The sequence below is a fragment of the Parashewanella tropica genome (assembly GCF_004358445.1).
In the GTDB taxonomy this organism is placed as follows: Bacteria; Pseudomonadota; Gammaproteobacteria; order Enterobacterales; family Shewanellaceae; genus Parashewanella; species Parashewanella tropica.
This window is the reverse complement of the sequence record NZ_CP037951.1, coordinates 2,508,456-2,530,787: the sequence shown is the minus strand read 5'-3', so window position 1 is coordinate 2,530,787 and position 22,332 is coordinate 2,508,456. Positions and strand designations below refer to the sequence as shown.

19 protein-coding genes are annotated in these 22,332 nt (G+C 39.7%); 8 read left to right on the top strand and 11 right to left on the bottom strand.

What is annotated here, in order from left to right; genetic code table 11:
- Positions 1–22 precede the first annotated feature (22 nt).
- On the top strand, positions 23–1,261 hold the full coding sequence (gene fabF, locus E2H97_RS11125) for a beta-ketoacyl-ACP synthase II (RefSeq protein WP_133407209.1): 1,239 nt from the start codon (positions 23–25) through the stop codon (positions 1,259–1,261).
- Here the strand turns inward: fabF and E2H97_RS11120 are convergent.
- The 5 genes from E2H97_RS11120 to E2H97_RS11100 form a co-directional block, all read right to left on the bottom strand.
- The gene (locus tag E2H97_RS11120; RefSeq protein ID WP_133407208.1) at positions 1,258–2,106 is read right to left on the bottom strand and encodes a hypothetical protein; all 849 of its coding nucleotides are present in this window, start codon (positions 2,104–2,106) and stop codon (positions 1,258–1,260) included. The two genes, fabF and E2H97_RS11120, sit on opposite strands and share 4 nt — an antisense overlap.
- Positions 2,107–2,241: 135 nt before the next feature.
- Complete coding sequence (locus E2H97_RS11115) at positions 2,242–3,477, bottom strand: ABC transporter permease (protein ID WP_133407207.1); 1,236 nt, start codon at positions 3,475–3,477, stop codon at positions 2,242–2,244.
- Positions 3,470–4,177, bottom strand: a complete 708-nt coding sequence (locus E2H97_RS11110) for an ABC transporter ATP-binding protein (RefSeq protein ID WP_133407206.1) — start codon at positions 4,175–4,177, stop codon at positions 3,470–3,472. The genes E2H97_RS11115 and E2H97_RS11110 overlap by 8 nt, the downstream gene beginning before the upstream one ends.
- Complete coding sequence (locus E2H97_RS11105) at positions 4,174–5,349, bottom strand: efflux RND transporter periplasmic adaptor subunit (RefSeq protein WP_133407205.1); 1,176 nt, start codon at positions 5,347–5,349, stop codon at positions 4,174–4,176. The genes E2H97_RS11110 and E2H97_RS11105 overlap by 4 nt, the downstream gene beginning before the upstream one ends.
- Positions 5,350–5,400: 51 nt before the next feature.
- A complete protein-coding gene (locus E2H97_RS11100; RefSeq protein WP_170308292.1) occupies positions 5,401–6,111 on the bottom strand; it encodes a YIP1 family protein in 711 nt (236 codons plus the stop codon).
- Between the two features lie 277 nt (positions 6,112–6,388).
- Here E2H97_RS11100 and E2H97_RS11095 point away from each other — a divergent pair, with 277 nt between their 5' ends.
- The 5 genes from E2H97_RS11095 to E2H97_RS11075 all read left to right on the top strand — a co-directional run bounded on the left by E2H97_RS11095 (position 6,389) and on the right by E2H97_RS11075 (position 11,657).
- Positions 6,389–7,765: a porin family protein gene (locus E2H97_RS11095; protein ID WP_133407203.1), complete on the top strand. Its 1,377-nt coding sequence runs from the start codon at positions 6,389–6,391 to the stop codon at positions 7,763–7,765.
- 30 nt (positions 7,766–7,795) lie between these two features.
- Entirely contained in the window at positions 7,796–8,941 is a 1,146-nt protein-coding gene (locus E2H97_RS11090) for an imelysin family protein (RefSeq protein ID WP_133407202.1), read from the top strand.
- 97 nt (positions 8,942–9,038) lie between these two features.
- Entirely contained in the window at positions 9,039–10,640 is a 1,602-nt protein-coding gene (locus tag E2H97_RS11085) for a di-heme oxidoredictase family protein (RefSeq protein ID WP_133407201.1), read from the top strand.
- A 156-nt stretch (positions 10,641–10,796) separates the two neighbouring features.
- Entirely contained in the window at positions 10,797–11,273 is a 477-nt protein-coding gene (locus E2H97_RS11080; RefSeq protein ID WP_133407200.1) for an acyl-CoA thioesterase, read from the top strand.
- 12 nt (positions 11,274–11,285) lie between these two features.
- Positions 11,286–11,657, top strand: coding sequence for a hypothetical protein (locus E2H97_RS11075; protein ID WP_133407199.1), 372 nt, complete (start codon positions 11,286–11,288; stop codon positions 11,655–11,657).
- Between the two features lie 31 nt (positions 11,658–11,688).
- Here the strand turns inward: E2H97_RS11075 and E2H97_RS11070 are convergent, their stop codons facing one another.
- Positions 11,689–11,994: a hypothetical protein gene (locus E2H97_RS11070; RefSeq protein ID WP_133407198.1), complete on the bottom strand. Its 306-nt coding sequence runs from the start codon at positions 11,992–11,994 to the stop codon at positions 11,689–11,691.
- 107 nt (positions 11,995–12,101) lie between these two features.
- Between E2H97_RS11070 and E2H97_RS11065 the strand changes: the two genes are divergently transcribed.
- Together E2H97_RS11065 and E2H97_RS11060 are read left to right on the top strand one after the other, a co-directional pair.
- Positions 12,102–13,640 (top strand): FGGY-family carbohydrate kinase, encoded by a 1,539-nt coding sequence (locus E2H97_RS11065; RefSeq protein WP_133407197.1) that lies wholly within the window; start codon positions 12,102–12,104, stop codon positions 13,638–13,640.
- 11 nt (positions 13,641–13,651) lie between these two features.
- Positions 13,652–14,533: an NAD(P)-dependent oxidoreductase gene (locus E2H97_RS11060; protein ID WP_133407196.1), complete on the top strand. Its 882-nt coding sequence runs from the start codon at positions 13,652–13,654 to the stop codon at positions 14,531–14,533.
- A gap of 75 nt (positions 14,534–14,608) precedes the next feature.
- Here E2H97_RS11060 and E2H97_RS11055 read toward each other — a convergent pair whose 3' ends face one another.
- From E2H97_RS11055 to E2H97_RS11035, 5 genes are all read right to left on the bottom strand, one after another.
- Entirely contained in the window at positions 14,609–17,113 is a 2,505-nt protein-coding gene (locus tag E2H97_RS11055; protein ID WP_133407195.1) for an ankyrin repeat domain-containing protein, read from the bottom strand.
- Between the two features lie 144 nt (positions 17,114–17,257).
- Positions 17,258–18,160, bottom strand: coding sequence for a cytidine deaminase (cdd, locus tag E2H97_RS11050; protein ID WP_246029089.1), 903 nt, complete (start codon positions 18,158–18,160; stop codon positions 17,258–17,260).
- A gap of 592 nt (positions 18,161–18,752) precedes the next feature.
- A complete protein-coding gene (gene cdd / locus E2H97_RS11045; protein ID WP_133407194.1) occupies positions 18,753–19,643 on the bottom strand; it encodes a cytidine deaminase in 891 nt (296 codons plus the stop codon).
- A 134-nt stretch (positions 19,644–19,777) separates the two neighbouring features.
- Positions 19,778–21,193, bottom strand: coding sequence for an exodeoxyribonuclease I (gene sbcB / locus E2H97_RS11040; protein WP_133407193.1), 1,416 nt, complete (start codon positions 21,191–21,193; stop codon positions 19,778–19,780).
- Positions 21,194–21,354: 161 nt separating this feature from the next.
- A complete protein-coding gene (locus E2H97_RS11035; RefSeq protein WP_133407192.1) occupies positions 21,355–22,125 on the bottom strand; it encodes an IclR family transcriptional regulator in 771 nt (256 codons plus the stop codon).
- Positions 22,126–22,332: the final 207 nt, after the last annotated feature.

Sequence of the window (22,332 nt, the reverse complement as noted above, 5' to 3'; positions counted from 1 at the left end):
GCTTAAGATTAAGGTAAGTATTGTGTCTAAACGTCGCGTAGTTGTTACTGGGTTAGGCCTGATCACCCCAGTAGGTAACACCGTTCAAAGCACTTGGGATGCGCTTGTTGCTGGTAAAAGTGGTATTGCACCAATTACTTCTTTTGATGCCAGTGAACTCACCACTCGCTTTAGCGGCTCAATCAAAGATTTTGATGTAGAGCAGTATCTTTCTAAGAAAGACGCTCGCAAAATGGATAAGTTTATCCAATATGGTATGGCTGCTAGTATTCAAGCCATCGAAGATTCAGGCTTAGATATGAGCCAAGAGAACCCTGGCCGTGTAGGTACTGCAATTGGTGCAGGCATGGGTGGTATGCCACTTATCGAGCAAAACCATGCTGCGTATCTGAAAAGCGGTGCCCGTAAAATTTCTCCTTTCTTTGTGCCAAGCACCATCATTAATATGATTGCGGGTCATGTGTCGATTAAGTATGGCATGAAAGGACCTAACTTTGCTGTGACTACAGCCTGTACTACAGGCGTGCATAACATCGGCTTTGCAGCTCGTACAATCGCTTATGGTGATGCAGATGTCATGATTGCAGGTGGTGCTGAAGATGTTACATGCCCAATGGGCGTAGGTGGTTTTGCCGCCGCTAAAGCACTTTCTACTCGCAATGATGATCCGCAAGCTGCAAGTCGCCCTTGGGATAAAGACCGTGACGGTTTTGTTATTGGTGACGGTGCAGGTATGATCGTAATGGAAGAATACGAACATGCTAAAGCTCGTGGTGCCAAGATCTACGGTGAATTAGTTGGCTTTGGTATGAGTGGCGATGCGTTCCACATGACGTCACCTCCAGCGGATGGTGAAGGTGCAGCTGCTGCGATGCAAAATGCTATCAATGACGCACAGCTTCCATTAGATATGATTGGTTATATCAATGCTCACGGTACTTCAACGCCAGCCGGTGATAAAGCTGAAGCTGCAGCAGTTAAGTCAGTGTTTGGTGAACATGCTTACAATCTGATGGTGAGCTCGACTAAGTCAATGACAGGCCACTTGCTTGGTGCAGCAGGCGCAATTGAAGCTATTTTCACCTTATTGGCACTGCAAAACCAAGCTGTACCGCCTACCATCAACTTAGATAACCCTGATGAAGGCTGTGATTTGGATTTTGTTCCACATACAGCACGTGATGTGAACCTTGAGTATGCATTATGTAACTCGTTTGGCTTTGGTGGCACTAACGGTTCTTTGCTGTTTAAAAAAGGTTAAGACATACCTAGTTTAGTTTTGACATCAGGTGGCATAATGGCTTCAATCATTTGCCACCTTTGTTGACCTTCTTTACTTTTAAGCTCGCAGCACCACATTTTCCATTCTCCGTCTTCACCCTCAATCCCAAATATGTCGGGTTTTAAACTAAACATCATCCATTCCCCCCCAGATCTATTCCGATAAAAGTAACTGATGCCGTTTTGTTGTAGTGAAAGTTCAGGTAATTGTATTTCTTTCACAAACACTTTTGGTTTATTTAAATTAGTTTTAAATTGAGTGTCTAAAAGTTGTGCACTATCCCTTTTTATTATGCTTGGAGCATCACTAGTGTTCACAAAGTCAGAGTGATAAATTATGTGATAAGGCACACTTAAGCGATCAACACTTGCTAACGCGACCAGCATAGATTTTCTAGTACATGTGATTCTAGATACAGTGTCTATTTGAGTTTGGTCAGTCTCTTGTGATAATAATTTTCGTACAGCTTCATGTTCAGTCGGTTCATCAAGATATAAACATAACTCCAATGGAGGGTTATGGGTATGAGAGACACAGACGGTTTCTATTTTATTTGCATTTAAATCACTGACTAATTGCTCCTCAACACAACAAAGTAAATCCAAACTCAAAGGCATTCCGCTTGAAAATCCTGTATTGGATAACGAAGCGTATCCATCACGTTGTAAAGACTTACAAACAGTTTTGCAATCTGCTTGTTCATCAGTTCTTAATGAAAGAGTAAAAGTCGTTGTTTTTTGTAAGTCTTGAAGTAATTGAGGGGGCTGATCTATATTCCGAAAATGGGTTTGGTTATCAGTGGTGGCTGGAGGAGTAACGGCCATAATTGTGATTCCAATGAGCTAGATTTACATACACTAATTTATTGAGTTAAATATACAAATAGCTAAACATTAAGAAACATTAACGCTGAATTAAAAAAGAGTTGAAGGCTAATTCAACTCTTTGTCTTGATATGATTATTCGTAACGCAAAGCATCAATCGGGTTCAACCTTGCTGCTTTAATCGCTGGCGCTAAGCCAAAGATGATACCAATGGCAGAAGTAAAGCCAAAAGACAGTAAAATCGCCCATGTTGGGATGTAAGTGTCAGATAGATTCGGTATTAGTATTGAGATTAATTCAGATAAACCAAAGCCAATTGCAAGCCCAATCATTCCACCAAATAATGATAACACCACAGCTTCAACCAAAAATTGCAACATGATAAATCCAGGTGTTGCACCTAGGGCCTTTAGCGTTCCGATAACACGTGTTCTTTCTGTTACCGATACCAGCATGATATTCATGACGCCAATCCCACCAACAATTAGGCTTATTCCTACTATCCCAGCGGTAACTCCAGTAATACTGGTCGTCAGTTCTTTTGTTCTCTCTTTTGCTTTTTGCGCCGTTTCAAATTCAAAATCGTCTGGTTGACCTGACGAAATTTTATGGCGTTGTCTTAATATATTGGAAATTTGTTGCTTAACTTGTTTTTCATCAAGCTCATCTTTCAGGCGGTATGTGAGGCTGATGAAGCCTGTATTCCCGCCTTCTAGGGTGTTCATCGTGCTGATTGGAATATAAATATTGTTGTTTCTATCAATTCCTAGAAAGGTATCTTGAGTTTCAGTAACTCCAATAATATGGAACCATTTTCCAGCCAGCTTTATATACTCTCCAACAGGATTTTTTGGCAGGTGAAGCTTTTCGATTACAGTTTTTCCTACCAATGCCACTCGTCTTCTTTTTTCTCCGTCACTTTCTCTTATATAACGTCCTTTTTCTGGAAAGGTTTTAAAAAGTTTCTGAAAATCTTTATCTGTACCGACTACTTGAGCACTGTGAGTGTAATTTTTATATTGAGCGCCATTTGCAAAGTTCAAACTGATCATATTTGCAGTCATAACATCAATTTGTTTGATTTTATTTTTCAAATATAAAAAATCATCGTAATTGAGTTTACTTTGTTTTCCAACCATCTGGTCTTCTAATGACACATAGGGTTTGATCGTTGTTACATCTGGTGAAAGATCAGAAAGCTGATCATTAATCTGTTTGGTAAAGCCTTGCATCACGGCTACCACTGTTACAACTGAAGCCACACCAATAATTATCCCTAGACAGGTTAGGGCAGAGCGCATTGCGTTTGCTCTAATTGCTTGTAGAGCAGCTTTAATTCCTTCAATAATTGCGATTGCCGACTTAAACATGTAATCGCTCCTTGGTTTGTTTGCGCGTATCCGCAACGACTTTTCCATCAACTAAGCGAATGACACGTTCACAATGATCAGCAATTTCTTGTTCATGAGTCACGAGAATAATGGTATGCCCTTCTTGGTGTAGCTCATCAAACAGTTTCATAATGTCTTTCGTGGTTTTACTGTCGAGATTTCCGGTTGGTTCATCTCCAAGCAAAATATGCGGTTTAGTGACTAATGCACGCGCAATTGCCACCCTTTGCCTTTGTCCCCCAGAAAGTTGGCTGGATAAGTGATTGATTTTATCTTCCAATCCAACGCGTTTAAGGGACTCCATTGCTTGAACTCTGCGCTCCGACTGCGGAATAAAACGGTAAACTAATGGCTGCATTACGTTTTCTAAGGCGCTGGCTCTTGGTAATAAATTGAAACTTTGAAAAATAAAACCGACACTCTTGTTCCGTTGTTGTGCTAGCTCGGTTTCACTCATTTTTTTAACAAGCTTATCTTTTAAATGGTATTCACCTGAAGTCGGGGTATCTAGACAGCCGATGATATTCATTAAGGTAGATTTACCCGATCCAGAAGGCCCAATAATGGCAACATATTCATTTTCGTCTATATCGACATTGATCCCGTCCAATGCTTTAAAGGTTTGATCGCCCATTTGGTAATGTTTGGTTATTTCACTTAGCCGTATAACCTTACTCATACAGCATTACCTTTTTCTTTAGCCGTTGCCTGCTCTGGAGTGATGATATCGCCATCTTTCAATTTACTCACAGGTCGGGCTGGACCAATAACCACTCTGTCTTTTGTTGATAAACCCGAGTTGATGGCTTGCTCGATATCTGAAGCAATCCCCACTGTTACAGTATGCTTTGTTACTTTATTATCAGCACCAACGAGCCAAACATAGTATTCATCATCTTGCTGATGAATGGCTTCAATAGGAAGTTTTACTGCGTGCTTTGATGTTGAAGTAGAAATTTCGGCACGACAACTCATTCCTGCATACAAGTGACGTTTAGTTTGATCGAGTAGAACTTTTACTTTGAATGACAAGCCATTTGAACCCTGCTGAACTTTTGCAGAAGTGCCAATATTGATCACTTTACCTGTGAAAGGTTTTTCAGGATAAGCCGCTGCAAAAATATCCGTTTTTTGGTTGAGCTTAATACTAGCAATATCCGTTTCATCGACTCTAAGCTCTGCTAAAATGGCACTTGGATCAGCGATGACCATAAGATCAGAGCCGATAATATTAGTGGTTCCTGCAATAACCGTTTCACCTTCTTTAATGTCGACTGAAACCAGTAACCCTGTCATCGGTGCTTTAAAAACACTTTTACTTAACCTGTCTTTAGAGATAGATAGTGACGCTTTTGCTTGTTCTAATTGAGCCTTAGCTGATTGAATATCAATTTTTGCCAGTTCTTTCTGATTTTTTAAATTATCAAAAGTTTCAGCATCCGACATTCCGATATCAAATAATTTGCGCTGACGTTCGAGTTGAGTTTCAATGTTATCAAGACTGACTTTGGCACGTTGTACTGCAATTTTACTGGCTTTAACAATGGCATCTGTACGTTCTACTTCAGCTTCAAACGCTCTTGTATCCAGCTTCATTAAAATTTGACCTTTTGTTACAGTCTGACCTTCTTCAACTAAGACTTTTGCGACACGTCCAGTCACCTCTGAACGCAGTTGCACTTGAGTATCAAAAACCAAATTTCCAGAAGCGAGAATTGAATCAGAGATTGCACCTGTTACAGGGTGTTGTACCTCTAGTTTTGGTTGCTCAGCACCAAAATTGGAACGGCTTTTAATCAGTATGCCTGCAAAAACTGCAATGGCAACAATGATGATTACGACTTTTTTCATAGTATAAACTCAAGATGAACAGCACCTGTGGTTGGTGCTGCTGAATAAGAATTAAAGTGCAGCAATAATGAACCAAATTCCCCAAATTAATACTGAAGGAAGAGCACCAAAAAGAATCGCTTTCGAAGTCGAGAAGTTAGTCCAGCTTTTTAAGCCGAGTACAGAGAGAGCAACTCCCCATAGTGCAAAAATAGTAATGTTCTCAGTCAATCCGTAAAACGGAGACTGCATATCTAATCCTAGTACTAACTGATTCAGCGAAGCAAAATTAAAGATGGTGAGGGAAAGTTGATCGGTACCTGCGATAGCAACCAAAATAATCACTCCTATCCAATTGAATAGTGCTGGCATTTGTACCCACAAGTTAAATGCAAACCAATCACCAAATGATTGGTTATTCTCTGGATCAAGCTTGCTAATGAGTAAGAAGTAAAGGGCAAAAATTGCAGTAAATACGACGATTGCTACGGCGCCGCCCCCAATAGCAAACCATTGCATCATACCCGACACCATCTCAATGCCTTTGATTGCACCATCTCGTTCTTGTGCGGTCATATCATTAGGTAGAGCTGCGATTTGCTGGTCAATTAAATACTGAGGATCGGCAGAAGCATAAAATAGTGACATGGCAACCAGCATTGAGCCAAAAATAAAAGCGAAAGCCGTCCAAGACCATCCTTTTGCTTCTTTCAAACCATTAAATGCTTTGGTAGGTGAGAGGTAGATATCGGTAATTGCACCGAAAACAGTGGCAGATTTCATTTTCAAGTCCTTTTTCATTTCAAGTGACTGGATGTTACCAGTTTTTTATTATTTGTTGTTATGAAAATGTAAGGTAATTGTTTGGACATATTATGTCAAGTTAGTACTGATGGATCTTGAATGTGATGTAAAACTCACAAAAGAAACGAAAACCTCGAATAGATCAAGGAAAATTTAATTAACTGTTAATGTTGTTAAAATAACAAATGCAAATCATTCTCATTTAAAGTAAGATCTGCGCCCATAATTGTAAATGGTATGTTGGAGTATTGCTTAAATGAGAAAATCATTGGTTGCAGCAGGGATTCTGCTTGGGCTTTCTGGAACAGTGAATGCCGCTGATACGGGTAAGTTAGAGCAAATGATCCTAGCTCAAGAAGCTCAATTAAAAGCGCTGAAGGCTGAATTGGAGCAAATTAAGCTACAACAAGCTCAGCAAACGGTTGAAAAAAAATCCGTGACAGGCACGACAGACGTTGCGGTCGCACAAAAAGCGAAAAGCTTGGATGAGTTTGTATTTAAATCTTATGGTTCTGCAATTTATACCAATGATGAAGTCTTTGAAAATGTTCAAGATACCACTCCAACACGTCGTGGTCGCTTTGATTTAGAGCGAATTGTCACTGAGTTTGGCTACCGTTTTAACAATGAGTGGGACTTTGAAGTTGAAGTTGAGTTTGAACATGGTGGTACTGGCGCAACGCTAGAATACGATGGCTTTGAAGAAGCGGGTGAGTTTGAGTCAGAAATTGAAGCTGGTGGTGAAGTTGTCATTGAAAAGGCACAGTTCCGTTATCGCCCTTCTGATAGCTTCGGAATAAAGTTTGGTAATATTCATGTCCCAGTGGGTTTAGGAACCATTCTTCATAAGCCCAATCAACACCTAACCGTAATGCGTCACAAAAGTGAAGCGACGTTGATCCCGACAACATGGAATGAGTTTGGTATTGGGGTTTTTGGCCAATTAGGCGATTTTAATTATCAAGCTCAAATCATTAACGGCTTAAACTCAGAATACTTTCGAAGTTACGGATGGGTAAGTACTGGCCATCAAACTCGATTTGAACATGTAAACGCTGATGACTTTGCTGGTGTAGTTCGTCTGGATTACGGTAACTTTAAAAAAGATGGTTTGGCAGTAGGTGCTGCATATTATTACGGTTTCTCTGCGGGTAATCGCCATAATGATGGTCGTATTACAGGAGATGGCACTGTTCAAATTGGCGCTGTATCTGGAGCTTATGTTGAAGGACCTTGGATTTTAAGAGGTCAATACCTTTACGGCACACTTTCTGATGCTGATGAAATTACCTTAGCGAATAAAACTACTCCAGGTTTAAGACCAGGCGGATTCTCACAAGTAGGTTCAAAGGCCGTCGCTTACTTTGTTGAAGCAGGCGTTGACTTAAAGGAATATTTTGATGTTCCAGTCACCGTTTTTGCCAATATTGATTACTCGAACCCAGTAAAAGAAGTGGAGTCAGGCGTTGCTACGAAACGCTTTGAACAAACCTGGACGAGCTTAGGCGTCAATTACTTCCCAATTCCTCAAATTGTGCTTAAAGCCGAAGCGGGTAGAAAACAAATCGCAGTTCACGAAATACCAGATACCTACTTTTTCAACCTAGGTGTTGGCTATCAATTTTCTTTATAAATAATCTTAACGATGAATGGAAATCAAGTAATGAAAAAAACAATTATTGCAGTGTCATTAGTTACCCTATTAGCAGCTTGTGGTGGTTCTGGTAAAAAGGATGATACCCCAACTCCAACCCCTGACTCTGGTAAGTTTAGCTACAAAGCTCAAGATATGATCGTGAACCTTACTGACGACGTTATCGTTGCTGGTTACTCGAATTTAGCGATGAAAGGTTCTGAGTTATTCCAGTTAACTGAGACACTACAAGCAACCCCAAACGCTGAAAACTGGAAAAAAGTTCAAGACGCTTGGAAAGCTGCTCGTCAGCCTTGGGAGCAAGGTGAGTCACATATTTTTGGTCCAATTGAAGCGCTAGAAATTGATCCACATTTAGATTCATGGCCTCTAAATACCGTTGATTTGAAAAAACAGCTTGATGGTAATGCTTCTTTCGATGCCAAGACGATTAAAACTTGGGAAGACGGTGTTCAAGGTTTCCACGCAATGGAGTACCTATTGTTTGGTGATGGTAAAGATGACAATGAAAAAGCATTCTCAGAAGCAACGCCTAGAGAAATAGAGTATTTAAAAGCACTTGCAGAAGTGTTACGTGATTATACTTCAGATCTTGAAAAAGCGTGGAAAGACAAGTTTAAAGATGCTAATGGCGAAACTCCGTACGCTGAACGTTTAAAGAACGTTTCTTCAAGCCCAACTTATTCCTCACAAGTTGGTGTGATTGAAGAACTTGTTCAAGGCATGGCTGGAATCGCGAAAGAAGTAGGTGAAGCGAAAATTGCTGAGCCATTCGGTGGATCTATCGATAACGTTGATACTTCAAAAGTTGAATCTCAATACTCTTGGAACTCTTTAATTGACTTCGCAAACAACATCAAAGGTGTAAAAAATGTTTGGGAAGGCGAGTTCGCTGGTAGTAAAGACAAGCCTGGTATCGTTGATTTTGTGAAGGCGGGTGACTCTGCTCTTGCTGATAAGGTGACTAAGCAGATCAATGATTCTATCACCAATATTGAAAAAATTGCGGGTAATAACAATATGCCTTTCCGCCAAGCGATTAAAGATGTTGAAGGTCGTAAGCGTGTTAAAACCGCTGTTGACTCATTAGCGGCTTTAAAAGCGAGTTTAGAAAATGATGTCGTACCGCTAATTAAGAAGTGGGATGCTAAATAACACTTAGCGAAATAAATGGAATAAAACAGGGACAGTTATTTTTTAACTTGTCTCTGTTTTTGTTTAGAGCAGATGTAGATGTGGAGCGATGTGACAGATGGATGTAAACAAAAATAAAAAAAACATATCTATCGCACTTGCTGTAGCAATGGGGCTAGCAGCATGTGGTGGAAGTGGTAGTAAAGATAATGGGAATGAGAAATCATACCCATCATATACAGATGTTGAGTTGTTAGGTGGTGATACAACCACAACTGAAGCATCAAATTCTGGGCATGGTTTTTCTACACCAGCGCCTAATTTAACAGAAACAGAGGTTAAGCATCACGAAGAAGGGGATGCTAATTTTGAAACCGCCTTTATTACAGCACCAAGCCAAGAACACCCTGAGTTGGATGGTTTAGGCCCAGTATTTAACAATATCAACTGTAATGCCTGTCATCAAAGAGATGGAAGAAACTCGACCATATTAATTCCAGACGGTGAAAAGCGTGTGTTATTAGGCAGTGGTGCAGGCATTTTTTTACGCATTTCTAAAAAGCCTGATGAGGTGTGTACAAAAGGGACTAAAGAAAATAATTATTGCGCGCCGATTCCCGTCCCTAATTTTGGTGGTCAATTATTCCATCGTGGGGTTTTACAAGCTCGCCCTGATTGGGAGCAAAACAATTTTAAAGGTCAAGCAGACGTTTATCTTTCATACGAATATTCAGAAGTAACATATGATGATGGCACAAAGGTTAAGCTGAAAAAGCCATTATTCGAGGTCGAAAATGCTTATGACTCTCCGGCTAACTTTGCTGCTTCAGAGTTAGGTCAAGCTGACGTGCTTATGGGCTGGCGTAATGGCATGCCGGTATTTGGCTTGGGCTTACTAGAAGCGATCCCTGAATCAGCAATTTTGGCGAATGTTGATGTAGATGATAAAAACAAAGACGGGATCAGTGGTAAAGCAAACTATGTATTTGATCCAGTAAAAGCCAAAGCTGGTGATGATAATCCAGTGTCTTTAGGACGCTTTGGCTGGAAAGCGAATACCCCGAGTGTGCGTGTTCAGTCTTTGGGAGCGTTGCGTGGTGACATCGGTATTACCAATCCATTATTCCCAGACGAAAGCGTAAAAGGGACGGATTTACACGAAAAATATTTGTCACGAACAGGTCACTTAGATACGGGTAAAGGGCCGAATGGTGAGCCAGAAGTTGATGATAAGTTTAGCGATTCGTTAGTCTTTTACTCTGAAACATTAGCCGTACCAGCACGTCGAAATGTCAAAGATCCAGATGTAAGAGAGGGCGCGCGCTTATTCGAACAAGTTAATTGTACAGGTTGTCATACGCCTAAATTTGTGACCAAGGCAGAAGGAAAAGTCGGTGGCAAAGACATGTCTAAGGCTTTGAAGTTACAAACTATCTACCCGTTTACTGATATGTTACTGCACGATATGGGAGAAGATTTAGCTGATGGTCGCCCTGATTTTCTTGCTGATGGTAATGAATGGCGAACACGTCCATTATGGGGAATAGGCTTAACTAAAGCGGTAAATCCAAGAGCTGGTTTTTTACACGATGGTCGTGCAGCCACAATTGAAGAAGCCATTCTTTGGCACGGCGGAGAGGCTAAAAAGTCGAAGAAAGATTTTATGGCGCTTTCTACAAAAGAACGTGCTCAGCTAGTTAAGTTCGTTAATTCATTGTAATACCTTAAATTACTTACCTCTTTGTAACAGCTTGAAGCTTATATTTTACTTCAAGCTGTTATCTCATTCCATTATTTATGGTTTAGCTTTTTGTGTGCTTTTTATTCAATCTCATGCTAGCTTGTTTTAAAGGGAAACAACTAATAGAGCATAACCATGTCTGAAAACAATCGTGAAATAACCTTACGTTTTTTAGCTGAACCTGCGGATGTGAACTTTGGCGGTAAAGTTCATGGTGGCGCAGTAATGAAGTGGATTGATTTAGCAGCCTATGCATGTGGTGCTCAATGGAGCGGTAAATATTGTATTACGGCTTATGCTGGTGGAATTCGGTTCGTCAAACCTATTCGAGTTGGCAATATGATCGAAGTAGTCGCTAAAATTTTATACACCGGTAAAACGTCAATGCATATTGGAATTGAAGTAAATGCGGGTGATCCTAAATACTCCAAAAAAGAACTCAAAACGCATTGTCTTGTGATCATGGTTGCGGCGGACGATGATGGTCATCCTTCTGATGTACCTGAGTGGAAACCAGAAACGCCTAAAGACATAAAATTGAGAGAAAGTGCAATAACGCTGATGGAAATGCGTAAAGAAATCTATAAGGAAATGACGGCGTTTATCGAATAGAGCAGCATTTCTATGACTTCTTCTCACCGCTTCGATGCTACGACCCGTTCCAGATCATCAACTGGGGTGTTGTACAGTGAAAATAAAATAAGGTCTACACCGCCCAAAAACACCTTCGCGCTAAAAGTAAATAGAAGTGAGCACGCTACCTTCAAGCAATGGGCAGTTGAAAAACAAATGTATCAAAGCTTAAAAGAAGGCTGGTTACTTCAATTTGAAAGGCTGCAGCTTTTTGAAGAGCGCCACAAGTTACTTGAAGATTACGCATTGCACAAAAAGTTACCTATTAATAGATGTAAGCAACTTCGCCTAAAGCAGGTATCTTTTCGCAGAAGATTTTTTTCAAAATCAACGGCAAATAAAATTTTTAGACCGTCTCGTTAAGTTCCATTGTTCTTAGAATGATAGTTTTACACTAAGAGTGCTTAGCTTGAGCACAATAACAAGTGTTCGTTCCTAAATAGCAGCCATCAATTAATCCTGCTCTATCGGCAGGGATATCCAATCTGTGACTGGCACACATTTGCGCCGCTTCTTTCTTTCTTTTCTTTTGACAGAATATGGGTGATCTACAGCTGGATATGAAACCAGTTTTACAAAGACCATTACTATCAGGCTGATAGAGACATTCAGGGTTACCAATGTTTGCAGAAGCATAAGTGAGTGGCGTGAACAGTAAACCAAGAATACATAGTCCACGAGTTTTTGAAAATGCGTTCATTCTTTGTGTCTAATCTTTGAGGTCATAGTTTAAATTTGGCATCATACATCATATAAAAAAGTGATCTTCTTCAAAGTTTTTTGGCTTATAAAACAAAAATAACAATTATGGATAAACCCTATATTCTGGCTTTAGACTATGGAACACAAAGTGTAAGAGCCATTATTTTCGATAAAAGAGGTCGACTTGTTGATAAAGTTCAACATAAGGTTGAGCCATATATCGCTAATGAGACTGGTGCTGCCGAGCAATCGCCTGAGTACTGTTATCAAGAGTTAGTTGATGTCATTCGAGCTTTACTTGCACAATCTAATATTTCTCCCGATCTCATTGACGGATTGTCGTTAACTACCCAACGGGCTTGTACCTTATTACTGGATGAGCAACATCAACCACTTACTCCTATATTCATGTGGTCAGATTCGCGCTTAGCCAGTGTTGAACAATTACCTCCAATGAGCTGGGCTTTACGATTGGGTTTTAAAGCCATAGGCTTTCATCAGCGCATCCAATTTATGCGCCAAGCGGCAAAGGTAAATTTTTTAGCTGAACATCAATCGGATTTGCTCGCATCAGCTGATAAAGTGGCACTTCTCAGCGGTTATTTATTACAGAAGATCACAGGAAAACTTACCGATAGCGTTGCTTCTCAAGTCGCATATTTACCCTTTGAATATAAAAAATTAGGTTGGGCAGCTAAGAATAGTTGGCGTTGGCAAGCCTTAGCCTGCACTCCTGAGCAGATGGTTCCATTAATTCCAGCAGCCAAGTTACTGGGCAATATTAGTGAATCATTTGCAAATGATACGGGGTTGAATATTAACACTTCAGTGGCTACCGCAGGCGGTGATAAAGCTTGTGAAATGTTTGCCACAGGTTCTGGTGAGCAGGGCATTGCTAATATCAGTTTAGGCAGCGCTTCTTGCATTAGTATTGGACTTAAAACGTATCAAGAAACCATAAGATATTTACCGGCTTTTCCTTCTTTGATAGAAAATCAATTCATGAATGAAATCCAGTTAGAACGTGGCTTTTGGCTGCTAACTTGGCTAATTAATGAATTTGGAAGTAAAGATGCTCAACAAGCGGCAGAAGAGGGTATGTCTGTCGAAGAGTATATCTGTCATAAAATCACAGAAATTAGTCCCGGTTGCGATGGTTTACTTCTTAGTCCAACGTGGTCACAAGGGGTTATTTTCCCTGGTCCAGAAGCAAGAGGAAGTATTATTGGCTTTCGTCCAAGTCATACTCGTTTCCATCTTTACCGTGCGGCGATTGAAGGCATTTTATTCACCTTAAAAGCGGCACTAAAAAGGTTAGAGCAAAGCCATAAACATTCGATTAGATTGATCAGAATCAGCGGTGGTGGCAGTCAAAGTCCTACAGTGCTGCAAATGGCAGCAGATATATTGGGTAAACCGGTTGAAACCATTGATATTGGTGAAGCTTCTGCTTTAGGCGCGGCAATGTGCAGTGCTGTTGCGATTGGAGAATATACAGATATTGTGTCTGCGCGAAACGCTATGATGCGTATAGAAAAAAGATATTTACCTCAAAGCTCTAACAGCAAAATATATCAAAAGTTATTTAGTTCTCATTACAAAATTTATGATCGGTTAACCCCGATATTCAAACAATTATCTTAATGGAGTCAACCATGGCAAAAGTAACATTTATCGGATTAGGTGTGATGGGATATCCGATGGCGGGTCACCTTCAAAATCAAGGTCATCAAGTTACCGTTTATAACCGTACTTCTTCGAAAGCAGAAGCATGGGTAAAACAATTTGAAGGAAAGCAAGCGTCAACGCCAGAGCAAGCTGCAACGGGTGCAGAAATCGTATTTGTTTGTGTGGGTAATGATGACGATCTTCGCCAAGTTGTCGTGGGTGAGCAAGGTGCATTAGCTGGTATGGCTACGGGTACGGTTCTGGTGGATCACACCACGGCATCAGCGGAAGTTGCTAGAGAGTTAGCTGAAACATTAGTAAATAAGAATATCGATTTTATTGATGCTCCGGTTTCTGGCGGACAAGCGGGTGCAGAAAATGGTGCGCTCACCGTAATGGCTGGTGGTTCTGAGACTGTTTTTAACAAAGTTAAACCTGTAATGATGGCTTATGCACGTTGTGCCGAATTAATAGGTGATACTGGTGCAGGTCAATTAGCCAAAATGGTCAACCAAATTTGTATTGCTGGCGTGGTTCAAGGCTTAGCTGAAGGTCTTAATTTTGCAAAGCGAGCTGGTCTTGACGGTGAAAAAGTGGTCGAGGTGATCAGTAAAGGTGCCGCACAAAGCTGGCAGATGGAAAACCGTTATCAGACCATGCTTAAAGGTGAGTATGACTTTGGTTTTGCCGTTGACTGGATGCGTAAAGACTTACGCATTGCACTTGATGAAGCTAGAAAAAATGGCAGCGCTTTGCCATTAACGGCAATGGTGGATCAATATTATTCTGATGTACAAAATATTGGTGGTAACCGATGGGATACCTCAAGCCTGATGGCTAGGTTAGAGCATTTTAATCGAGCTCAATAAAGCTAAATTAACCTTTGCTTAGGTTGAATGAATCATTTTGCGGTAGTGGGCGAGTTAGTGATATCTAGTGTGAGATCACTGCTCACTGTCTGAATCTAAGTCTTTATGTAAGACTTTAACGAGTTGCCACTTTTCGTCTTCTACTTGTGCTGATGTGTTTTGCTTCACAATGATTTTTTGAGGGACTACACTCGGATATAATGCTGAAGCTAAGCGAGCATCCTTTCTGATTAATATTTGAGTAACCAAAACGTCTATTTCCGCTATATCCCATTTATGAGTGTTCTGATTGAGAGAATGCAATCTTTGAATGACGTTTTCTCTTTTAGTCATTTTTGTTTCTAAAACGGCAGTTAAATCAATCTGGCAATCTTCTAATAGATTCAGCAATGTGATAAATAGCTTAGGTTTTTGTTGGCTCACGGCATGCATAGCAAGTTCTTGGAATAAAAGCTGTTGCTTATTAAGGCATAGAGGGCATTGCTCTAGGATAGCTAATGGCAAATCCGATGCAGAGTATGAAGCCTTAATAAAATCGGTTAATTGTCCCCCTACTTCAGCAGGAAGTACACCATGATGCTCATTGAGAATAATTGTAAGCAAAGTGGATATACTTCTTAATGCGGTTTGTTGGTTGATATAAATAAGCTCAGTTGAAGTTAACTGTTTTTGTAAATCAACGAGCATTTTGCAAAGAAGTGCTTCAAGATTACATTTGGTTAAACTTTGAGACTCAATGTGATTGACTAGTGCCTCTATGTGGTACCAATCAATGTGCATTCGATCAGTGGTCATATACTCAATACATTGGTTAAGCAAGCCAGTAAAGTCTACAGGTATATCAACATAGCGCTCATTAGCGAGTTGTACTAGCTGATTTAAATGATTAGTCTGCCAAGAGGTGATTAAACGACGATATAAATTTTCGAGCTGTACACGGATCTTTGGATTAATACGCACAAAATCATCATCTGTAAATTTGAAGCATTTGACCCAAGTAGCGTAGTATTGGGGTTGGTTTTCATCAGTCAATATGGCGACGACACGGCCATGATATTCCCGAGCAAGAAACTGATTTTTTTCTCTTAAATACTTCATTGTTAAACCGACAATGTCACTTGAAGCGCTTTGTAGAATAGTATCGAGTAGGCTATTTTTCTGATATTCGTCGCTTTTTATCTCTGGATTAAAACTCAATAAAATTTCGAACAAATCTATATTGTTCTCCACAATTGCCTTGTGGAGTAGGGCTGAAAGAGTCTCTTGTGGTAACAAGAGAGTATTACATGCTTTTCGCATCTTAGAACCCATTAATGGTTCAAGATTATCTTGTTCAATCATTATGCTAAGAGGGCTTTCTTTGTCGTTATTGAGTACAACTAAGCGCTCAGGTTTTTCACTTATTAGCTTTACAAATATTTTGGTTACATCTCCATCCCATGAATCTGGTTTTAGTCTTGCCAATAAGTGTAATGCCGTATCACCTTCAAGTTGCTCTGATACGGCATCAACATCTGCTCCTTTTTGCAATAACAAGTTGATCGCATCAATTGAAAGGGCCCCAAAAGCACTCATGATAGGCGTTACCCCAAGTGCACTCGGGTAATTAACATCGTATTGATGATTTTCAACTAGTGAGTGAACGATCGGGAGTAATTGACGAGAACATGCCCAATGTAAGAGTGGTAAAGAATCTTCTATAACGGTTTGTAAAGGCAGGCCATGTTCAATTAATTGTTCAATAATTTCCTCAAGATTGTTGGGTCCTTTGAGGTTTAAACGAAATGCAATTCCAAAATTAACCGAATCCAAATCAATATCCTGTTCAAGCATAATCTCTAAACTGATCGTTTTTCCGGTTACTATTGCGATATCTACTACGCCAAGTTTGCCTGATTTCAACAAAGTGTCACATAAAGGCTCAAGCCCACTATATAAGATGCAGCTTTTATGTTCAGGGCAGTCTCTAAAGTTTGGATTTTCAAGTGTGCTTTTTTGAGAGGCACTAAAAAAGCCTAAAAAAGTTGCGGTTAAAGGATTTGCTGGACCTAGTTTACCAATACTGAGATTTACACCTTCTTTTAGTAATAAACTTAGTTGCTGGCAACGGGGGTCTTCTGGCTCGGTGATACTTACAACCAATTCAATCAATTGACGCTGTTTTCTATGGGTTCCATTTAATGTTTCCTCTAGTTCCGTTAAGGTCTCTTTGGCTTTAGGTGAAATGACAGATATATGTTGTAAATATTGCCTAATGGGTGTGTTAAAACCTCGAACGATCTTCCAACCCCTAGTATCAGAGTATGTTAAACGTGCATCTGTAATGGCAAAGAGTTCTTGGTGATGGAAAAAACGGATATTTAAAGGGAGGCCATTTGCTTGTTTTGCTAAGCGTGCATTCTGGGTGATCTCTTTTACTGTCCATGTGTGCTTACATCTCGTAAATCCAGTTACACCCACTTCATAGATCTGAAGCTCTAATTGAGTTTCTTCACCCCTTTCATTTATAACACATACCGATGCATGAGGCTGGTCTTGGGTGAATAATTTTAATCCAATGGGTTGAGTTTCTGCAGACATAATGACATAGGTTATTGATAGCTATAACAACACTGGAGGGAAACAAGTTGAATATCAATAAAGATGAGAAAAGCTTAATTAGAGTTTAATCATAAAGAGAAAAGCACAATCTAGTTAATTGCGCTTAAATTCAGAAAATCGTAATTATTCAGGCTCTACCGTTACATGTTCAAGCTGGATATTGGCTACATCATGAAGTGCATTTATCGATACATTGGCTAGACTGATTTTTCCAGCTGATGATTCTACTAAAACGGCACGTTTGATCTCGGAAAAGTCTTTATTCATTCTTTTTAACCCACATAAAGCGACTTGCATTGGAGGTAAAGATGGGTTGAATGCGACATTCTCAATATAGCGGCCATAAATTACTTTATCATCATGAAGCTCTAGTGAAACCGCTGCATGACAGCCAGTATAAGGCGCATAACTTTTACAAGCTTGAAGAGTAGTTTCGGCTATTAACGGGTCTTTATTTTCGATTTTGAGTTTTACTGCCTCGGATGAGAACAATGGCATTGTTATACCCAAATGACTTGGGGAAAAGGCGTCAGGTAAATAATAGCTAAGCGGATTCACCTTTTGTTCAGGTAGGTGGAATAAAACATTTGAACCATTAGCCATTTCATTAATAAATTGTCGACAGTGTCCACATGGGGGGTAGTTGAGAAACACATCCGTAATTTGATTTTCACCTAACATCCAAGCGTGACTAATGGCACTCTGCTCCGCGTGTATGCTTTGACTGAGAGATGCTTTTGAAAATTCAAAGTTAGCACCCATGTATATGTCACCACTTATTCCTTTAACAATTGCGCCCACTTTGAAATTACTTATTGGTGTTTGGGAGAAAATCTCAGCGATAGGGAGCATAGAAAAAATAAGGGTATTTGCAGGAAGCCCTGATACTGTTTGTAAATGCTTGATTTGTTTAGCGGTAATATGACCTGTAAAGCGTTCATTAATAATTGGAAGTAATGCTAGTCCGAGTTGTGGTGGTAGTTTGCTGATGCTTTGTGCGAATTTATCCTGTGTTTGATGTACCAAATGTTGAAGAGAATTCGTGGCCGTATTTAATGCAAGCTCTAGATCAATAACTGTACGCTTCACTTTTAAAGATACTTCGTGAATACCATCTAAATATTGTTTGATTGGTGTTCCATCACCTCGAGTAAGCATCCAGCCGTCGCTTTCTGAATGGGTTAATCTAGCATCAAAAGAGGTTGATGTTTGTTGTTGATGAAAAACGCAGATTGTAAACGGAAGGCAAGAGCCTTGAGCCGTTAGGCATAAGTATTGTGATGCTTCAAGAACTGACCAGGTATGCTGAAATTGCGTGGAGCCAGTTAAATTGACCTGATGGATCTGAAGTTCTAGTTGAGAAGCTTCATTATCCTTGTTTAAAACCAAGCCGAAAATATCATTATTACTTGATAAGTCAGGAGTTAATTCGGGATGAGAATCGCTGGCTCTAAATGATTCAGTTTCTGGCAGCATGGTGATATAGATTTTGAATGACTGCGGTAACACTGAAGAGAAAGTTGACGAAGATCAATTAAGATGAATAAAACTTAATAAAGAGGGAATTTAAAACCATAAGCGCAATAACAGGAGAAATTGCGCTTATCAACATTCGTGGTTATTCAGGCTCTACCGTTAAATGTTCAAGTTCGATATTGGCGACATCATGAAGTGCATTCATCGATACATTGGCTAGACTGATTTTTCCCGCTGATGATTCTACTAAAACGGCACGTTTGATCTCGGAAAAGTCTTTATTCTTTCTGACTAAATCACATAAAGCGACTTGCATTGGCAGCATTGAAGGGTTGAACGCTGCGTTTTCGGCATAACGACCAGAGACGATACTGCCATCACTGAGTTCCAATGAAACGGCTGCATGATTGTTGCTATATGGAGAGTAACTTTTAGAGGCTTGATGTGTGGCTTCAAGGATCAATGGGTCTTCACTAATTAGCTTTAGCTGTACGGCATCCGAAGTGAGTAGTGGTGTAGTAACATTTAAATCCTTCGGACCAAACGCATAAGGAAGGTAATGACTCAATGGTTGGGTCGTTTGCTCTGGTAAATGTATCTGAATATTAGAGCTGTTTACTAGCTCATTGATAAATTGACGACAATGACCACAAGGGCTGTAGTTAATGAAAATATCTGTGATCTGTTTTTCATTAGACATCCAAGCATGTGATATAGCACTTTGCTCTGCATGAACGCTTTGACCCAGTGTTTCACCAGGGAATTCTAAATTAGCCCCCATGTATATATCGCCACTGATCCCTTTAGCGATGGCACCAACGTAAAACTGGCTGATTGGCGGCTTAGCTAGTGCCGCAGCAACTGGCAGTAGAGAAAAGATAAGTTCATTTTCAGATAAACCTGACATCCTTTTCAATTGCTCGATTTGCTTAGCTTCAATCTGACCAGAAAAACTATCATTTAAAACAGGCACTAATGCTTGCGCTAATAAAGGTGGTAGCTGGGCGATGCTCTGTACAAATCTATCCTGCATTCCCGTATCCTCATTTGATATCTTATTTTGAGTTCTTGATTCTAGATAACTTATCTAGAACTTAATGAGACAACACTCTCATTTAGAACCTATTTCTTTGAATAGATTCTATATTTATTACATTTTTATTAAAATTATAGTGATTGTAAATATTTACAAAGCGCTTGAAGCAATTTCTGCTTTTGTTCGTCGTCTGACGTTTCATGTAGCAGGTTTTCTAAGCGAACTATGTATTCAGGATCATTTAACCTTTCTTGGCAGAAATCACGCCATTGCTCACTTTCAGCAACTGAAAGCGTTTCTGGATAGTTTCTCGCACGGTAACGAAATAGCATTTCAGGTAAACGCTCGTCTTCAAAATGAAGCTCTAGCGCGGCTAAATTTTCAGGTTTAGTTTGCTGAACCATAGCAATTTTGTTTTTATCAGCATGACTGAAAAAGCCACCAGAATAAAGCATTCGATCAGGATCAGAAGTGCTTGGGCGGTCGTCTTCTAGACTAAATAACTCAGTAAGCTTGCGTCGAATGTCTTTTGATTGCTTTAGGCGTTTATATTGCTCCCTCGCAAATTCTAAGTCGAAATCGAGTCGCTGAGCGTGACTATCCGTTAATGCTTTTGCAGTGGTGATGAAAGGACATTTATTTACGTGGATTTCTTTAAGAGGTACGGGCAGTTCATCAGGTGCAAGATCTTGTCTTTTGGTGAACATTCGTTGCTTGATTTCTTCAACACTTAAGTCAAATAGTGGGGAGAGATCCATTGCGAGATTGACACAAACAATGCTGTTTTTATTACTTGGGTGATGGATCACTGGCGCGATTAATGTCGCGCAACCATTTATAGCAGGAATTTTTGATGAAACATGTAATAACGGTTGTATGTTCACCACGTCAATTAGATCATTTACCGCTTGTTTACGCCTTAAATTAAAATAATATTCGTAAAGCTTGGGTTGCTTTTCTTTTATTAACTTAGCTAAAGCAATCGTTGCTTTTACATCAGATACCGCATCATGTGCATTTTCGTGTGCAAGGCCATTAGCGACTGTCAAGCGTTCTAATTTGAAGCTAGGACTACCATCTTCATTTTCAGGCCAATTAATTCCATCAGGACGCAGGGCATAGCAGGCTCGGACGAGATCGATAATATCCCATCGTGAATTATTGTTTTGCCACTCACGAGCGTATGGGTCGATAAAATTACGATAAAACCCGTAACGAGTGACTTCATCATCAAATCGTAATGAGTTATACCCAACAACACAGGTATTCGGTTGGCTGAAAACCTGATGAATTCTAGCCATGAATTCCGCTTCCGGCATACCGCGAGTATTAGCGATTTGTGGAGTGATATGGGTGACGAGAATGGCTTCAGGTTGCGGCAAATAATCAGGAGATTGCTTGCAATAAAAGCTAATGGGTTCTTCAATGATATTAAGATCAAAATCAGTGCGAATGCCTGCAAACTGAGAAGGACGATCTTTGGCTGGACTTGCACCAAACGTCTCGAAGTCATACCAAAGTAAAGTTGGCTGTTCGTTATTGTTCATGTATGTCCTTTATTATTGATAATTTATATACCCATCTATTAATGTTTGATTATCGCTACTGATGGTGCGTTAAGCAATACTGAGTAAGAATTGAAAGACAGCCTGATGTTTTATTCTTCAACTGCCGTAATGAGGTTTGATATTTTGAATACAGGTTTGTATTAATTGTATGCTTCGGTATAATTTTTAGTAATTATTTCAGCTGCTATTTCTATTTTTCTTTTTAATTCATCTAAATTCGCGTTCATTTCAGGATCTTTGTAAGTTAGAGTGGATGTCACTAAAACAGCGATCACTTCTTCATCACTACTGAAAATTGGAAAACCAATATCAAACCCACTTAAAAAGACAGGGCTTTCCATTGCTTCATATCCTTGTGACTTTATTTTCTCAATATGCTTACGAAGTTTTTGGAAGTTAATATCTGCTTTACTATTTGCTTTGAAGGATTCAAGCATAGACTGACGTTTATTATAAGAAGCAAAAGAAAGTAGCACGTGTCCTCCGCAGCTATTTATAAGGGGCAGTTTACTTCCTACGCTATAAGTCAGTTGATGACCATTCTTTTCGCTAGCTCTGTAAGCAGTAACAATTCCATAACCCTCTGAGTAACATACAAGATAGCAAGGGTGTTTACATTGATTAGAAAGGAGTGTCATTTGAGGCAAGGCAATATCTAACAGTCGATTCATAGGTGATATTGTTTGTGATAAACGAAATAGCTTGAGTGAAAGTCGATATATTTTCCCTTCCTGTGCGTATTCGATATAGCCCTGCTCCTTGAGTACCGACACCATCCGAAATAATTCAGCATTAGTTCGTGCTAGGCGAGTTGATATTTCTGTCAAGCTAAGACCGTTAGGGAACCTTGAAAGCAGCTCTATTATCTCTAACCCTTTTTCTAGTGCAGGAGCCGTATACTTTTTGTTCATGCGTTCTGTGCTCCCTCTTATTTCATTACTTTTATGTTACGTTAACGTTAACGTGTGTGTGATTATGATTTTATGTTTCGCATATAAAATAAAACAGTTTGTATATTGTGTATATGAAATAATTTGATTTATGGTCAATCAATGTTTGATTATTTGTGAATTAAATGTCAAAAAAGCCATGTCGTTTCAAAATTGAATTGGTGTTTA

Coding starts and splice junctions, on each gene's coding strand:
- E2H97_RS11120 (WP_133407208.1), bottom strand. CDS start 2,106: ATGGCCGTTACTCCTCCAGCCACCACTGATAACCAAACCCATTTTCGG.
- E2H97_RS11115 (WP_133407207.1), bottom strand. CDS start 3,477: ATGTTTAAGTCGGCAATCGCAATTATTGAAGGAATTAAAGCTGCTCTA.
- E2H97_RS11110 (WP_133407206.1), bottom strand. CDS start 4,177: ATGAGTAAGGTTATACGGCTAAGTGAAATAACCAAACATTACCAAATG.
- E2H97_RS11105 (WP_133407205.1), bottom strand. CDS start 5,349: ATGAAAAAAGTCGTAATCATCATTGTTGCCATTGCAGTTTTTGCAGGC.
- E2H97_RS11100 (WP_170308292.1), bottom strand. CDS start 6,111: ATGAAATCTGCCACTGTTTTCGGTGCAATTACCGATATCTACCTCTCA.
- E2H97_RS11095 (WP_133407203.1), top strand. CDS start 6,389: ATGAGAAAATCATTGGTTGCAGCAGGGATTCTGCTTGGGCTTTCTGGA.
- E2H97_RS11090 (WP_133407202.1), top strand. CDS start 7,796: ATGAAAAAAACAATTATTGCAGTGTCATTAGTTACCCTATTAGCAGCT.
- E2H97_RS11085 (WP_133407201.1), top strand. CDS start 9,039: ATGGATGTAAACAAAAATAAAAAAAACATATCTATCGCACTTGCTGTA.
- E2H97_RS11080 (WP_133407200.1), top strand. CDS start 10,797: ATGTCTGAAAACAATCGTGAAATAACCTTACGTTTTTTAGCTGAACCT.
- E2H97_RS11075 (WP_133407199.1), top strand. CDS start 11,286: ATGACTTCTTCTCACCGCTTCGATGCTACGACCCGTTCCAGATCATCA.
- E2H97_RS11070 (WP_133407198.1), bottom strand. CDS start 11,994: ATGAACGCATTTTCAAAAACTCGTGGACTATGTATTCTTGGTTTACTG.
- E2H97_RS11065 (WP_133407197.1), top strand. CDS start 12,102: ATGGATAAACCCTATATTCTGGCTTTAGACTATGGAACACAAAGTGTA.
- E2H97_RS11060 (WP_133407196.1), top strand. CDS start 13,652: ATGGCAAAAGTAACATTTATCGGATTAGGTGTGATGGGATATCCGATG.
- E2H97_RS11055 (WP_133407195.1), bottom strand. CDS start 17,113: ATGTCTGCAGAAACTCAACCCATTGGATTAAAATTATTCACCCAAGAC.
- cdd (WP_133407194.1), bottom strand. CDS start 19,643: ATGCAGGATAGATTTGTACAGAGCATCGCCCAGCTACCACCTTTATTA.
- sbcB (WP_133407193.1), bottom strand. CDS start 21,193: ATGAACAATAACGAACAGCCAACTTTACTTTGGTATGACTTCGAGACG.
- E2H97_RS11035 (WP_133407192.1), bottom strand. CDS start 22,125: ATGAACAAAAAGTATACGGCTCCTGCACTAGAAAAAGGGTTAGAGATA.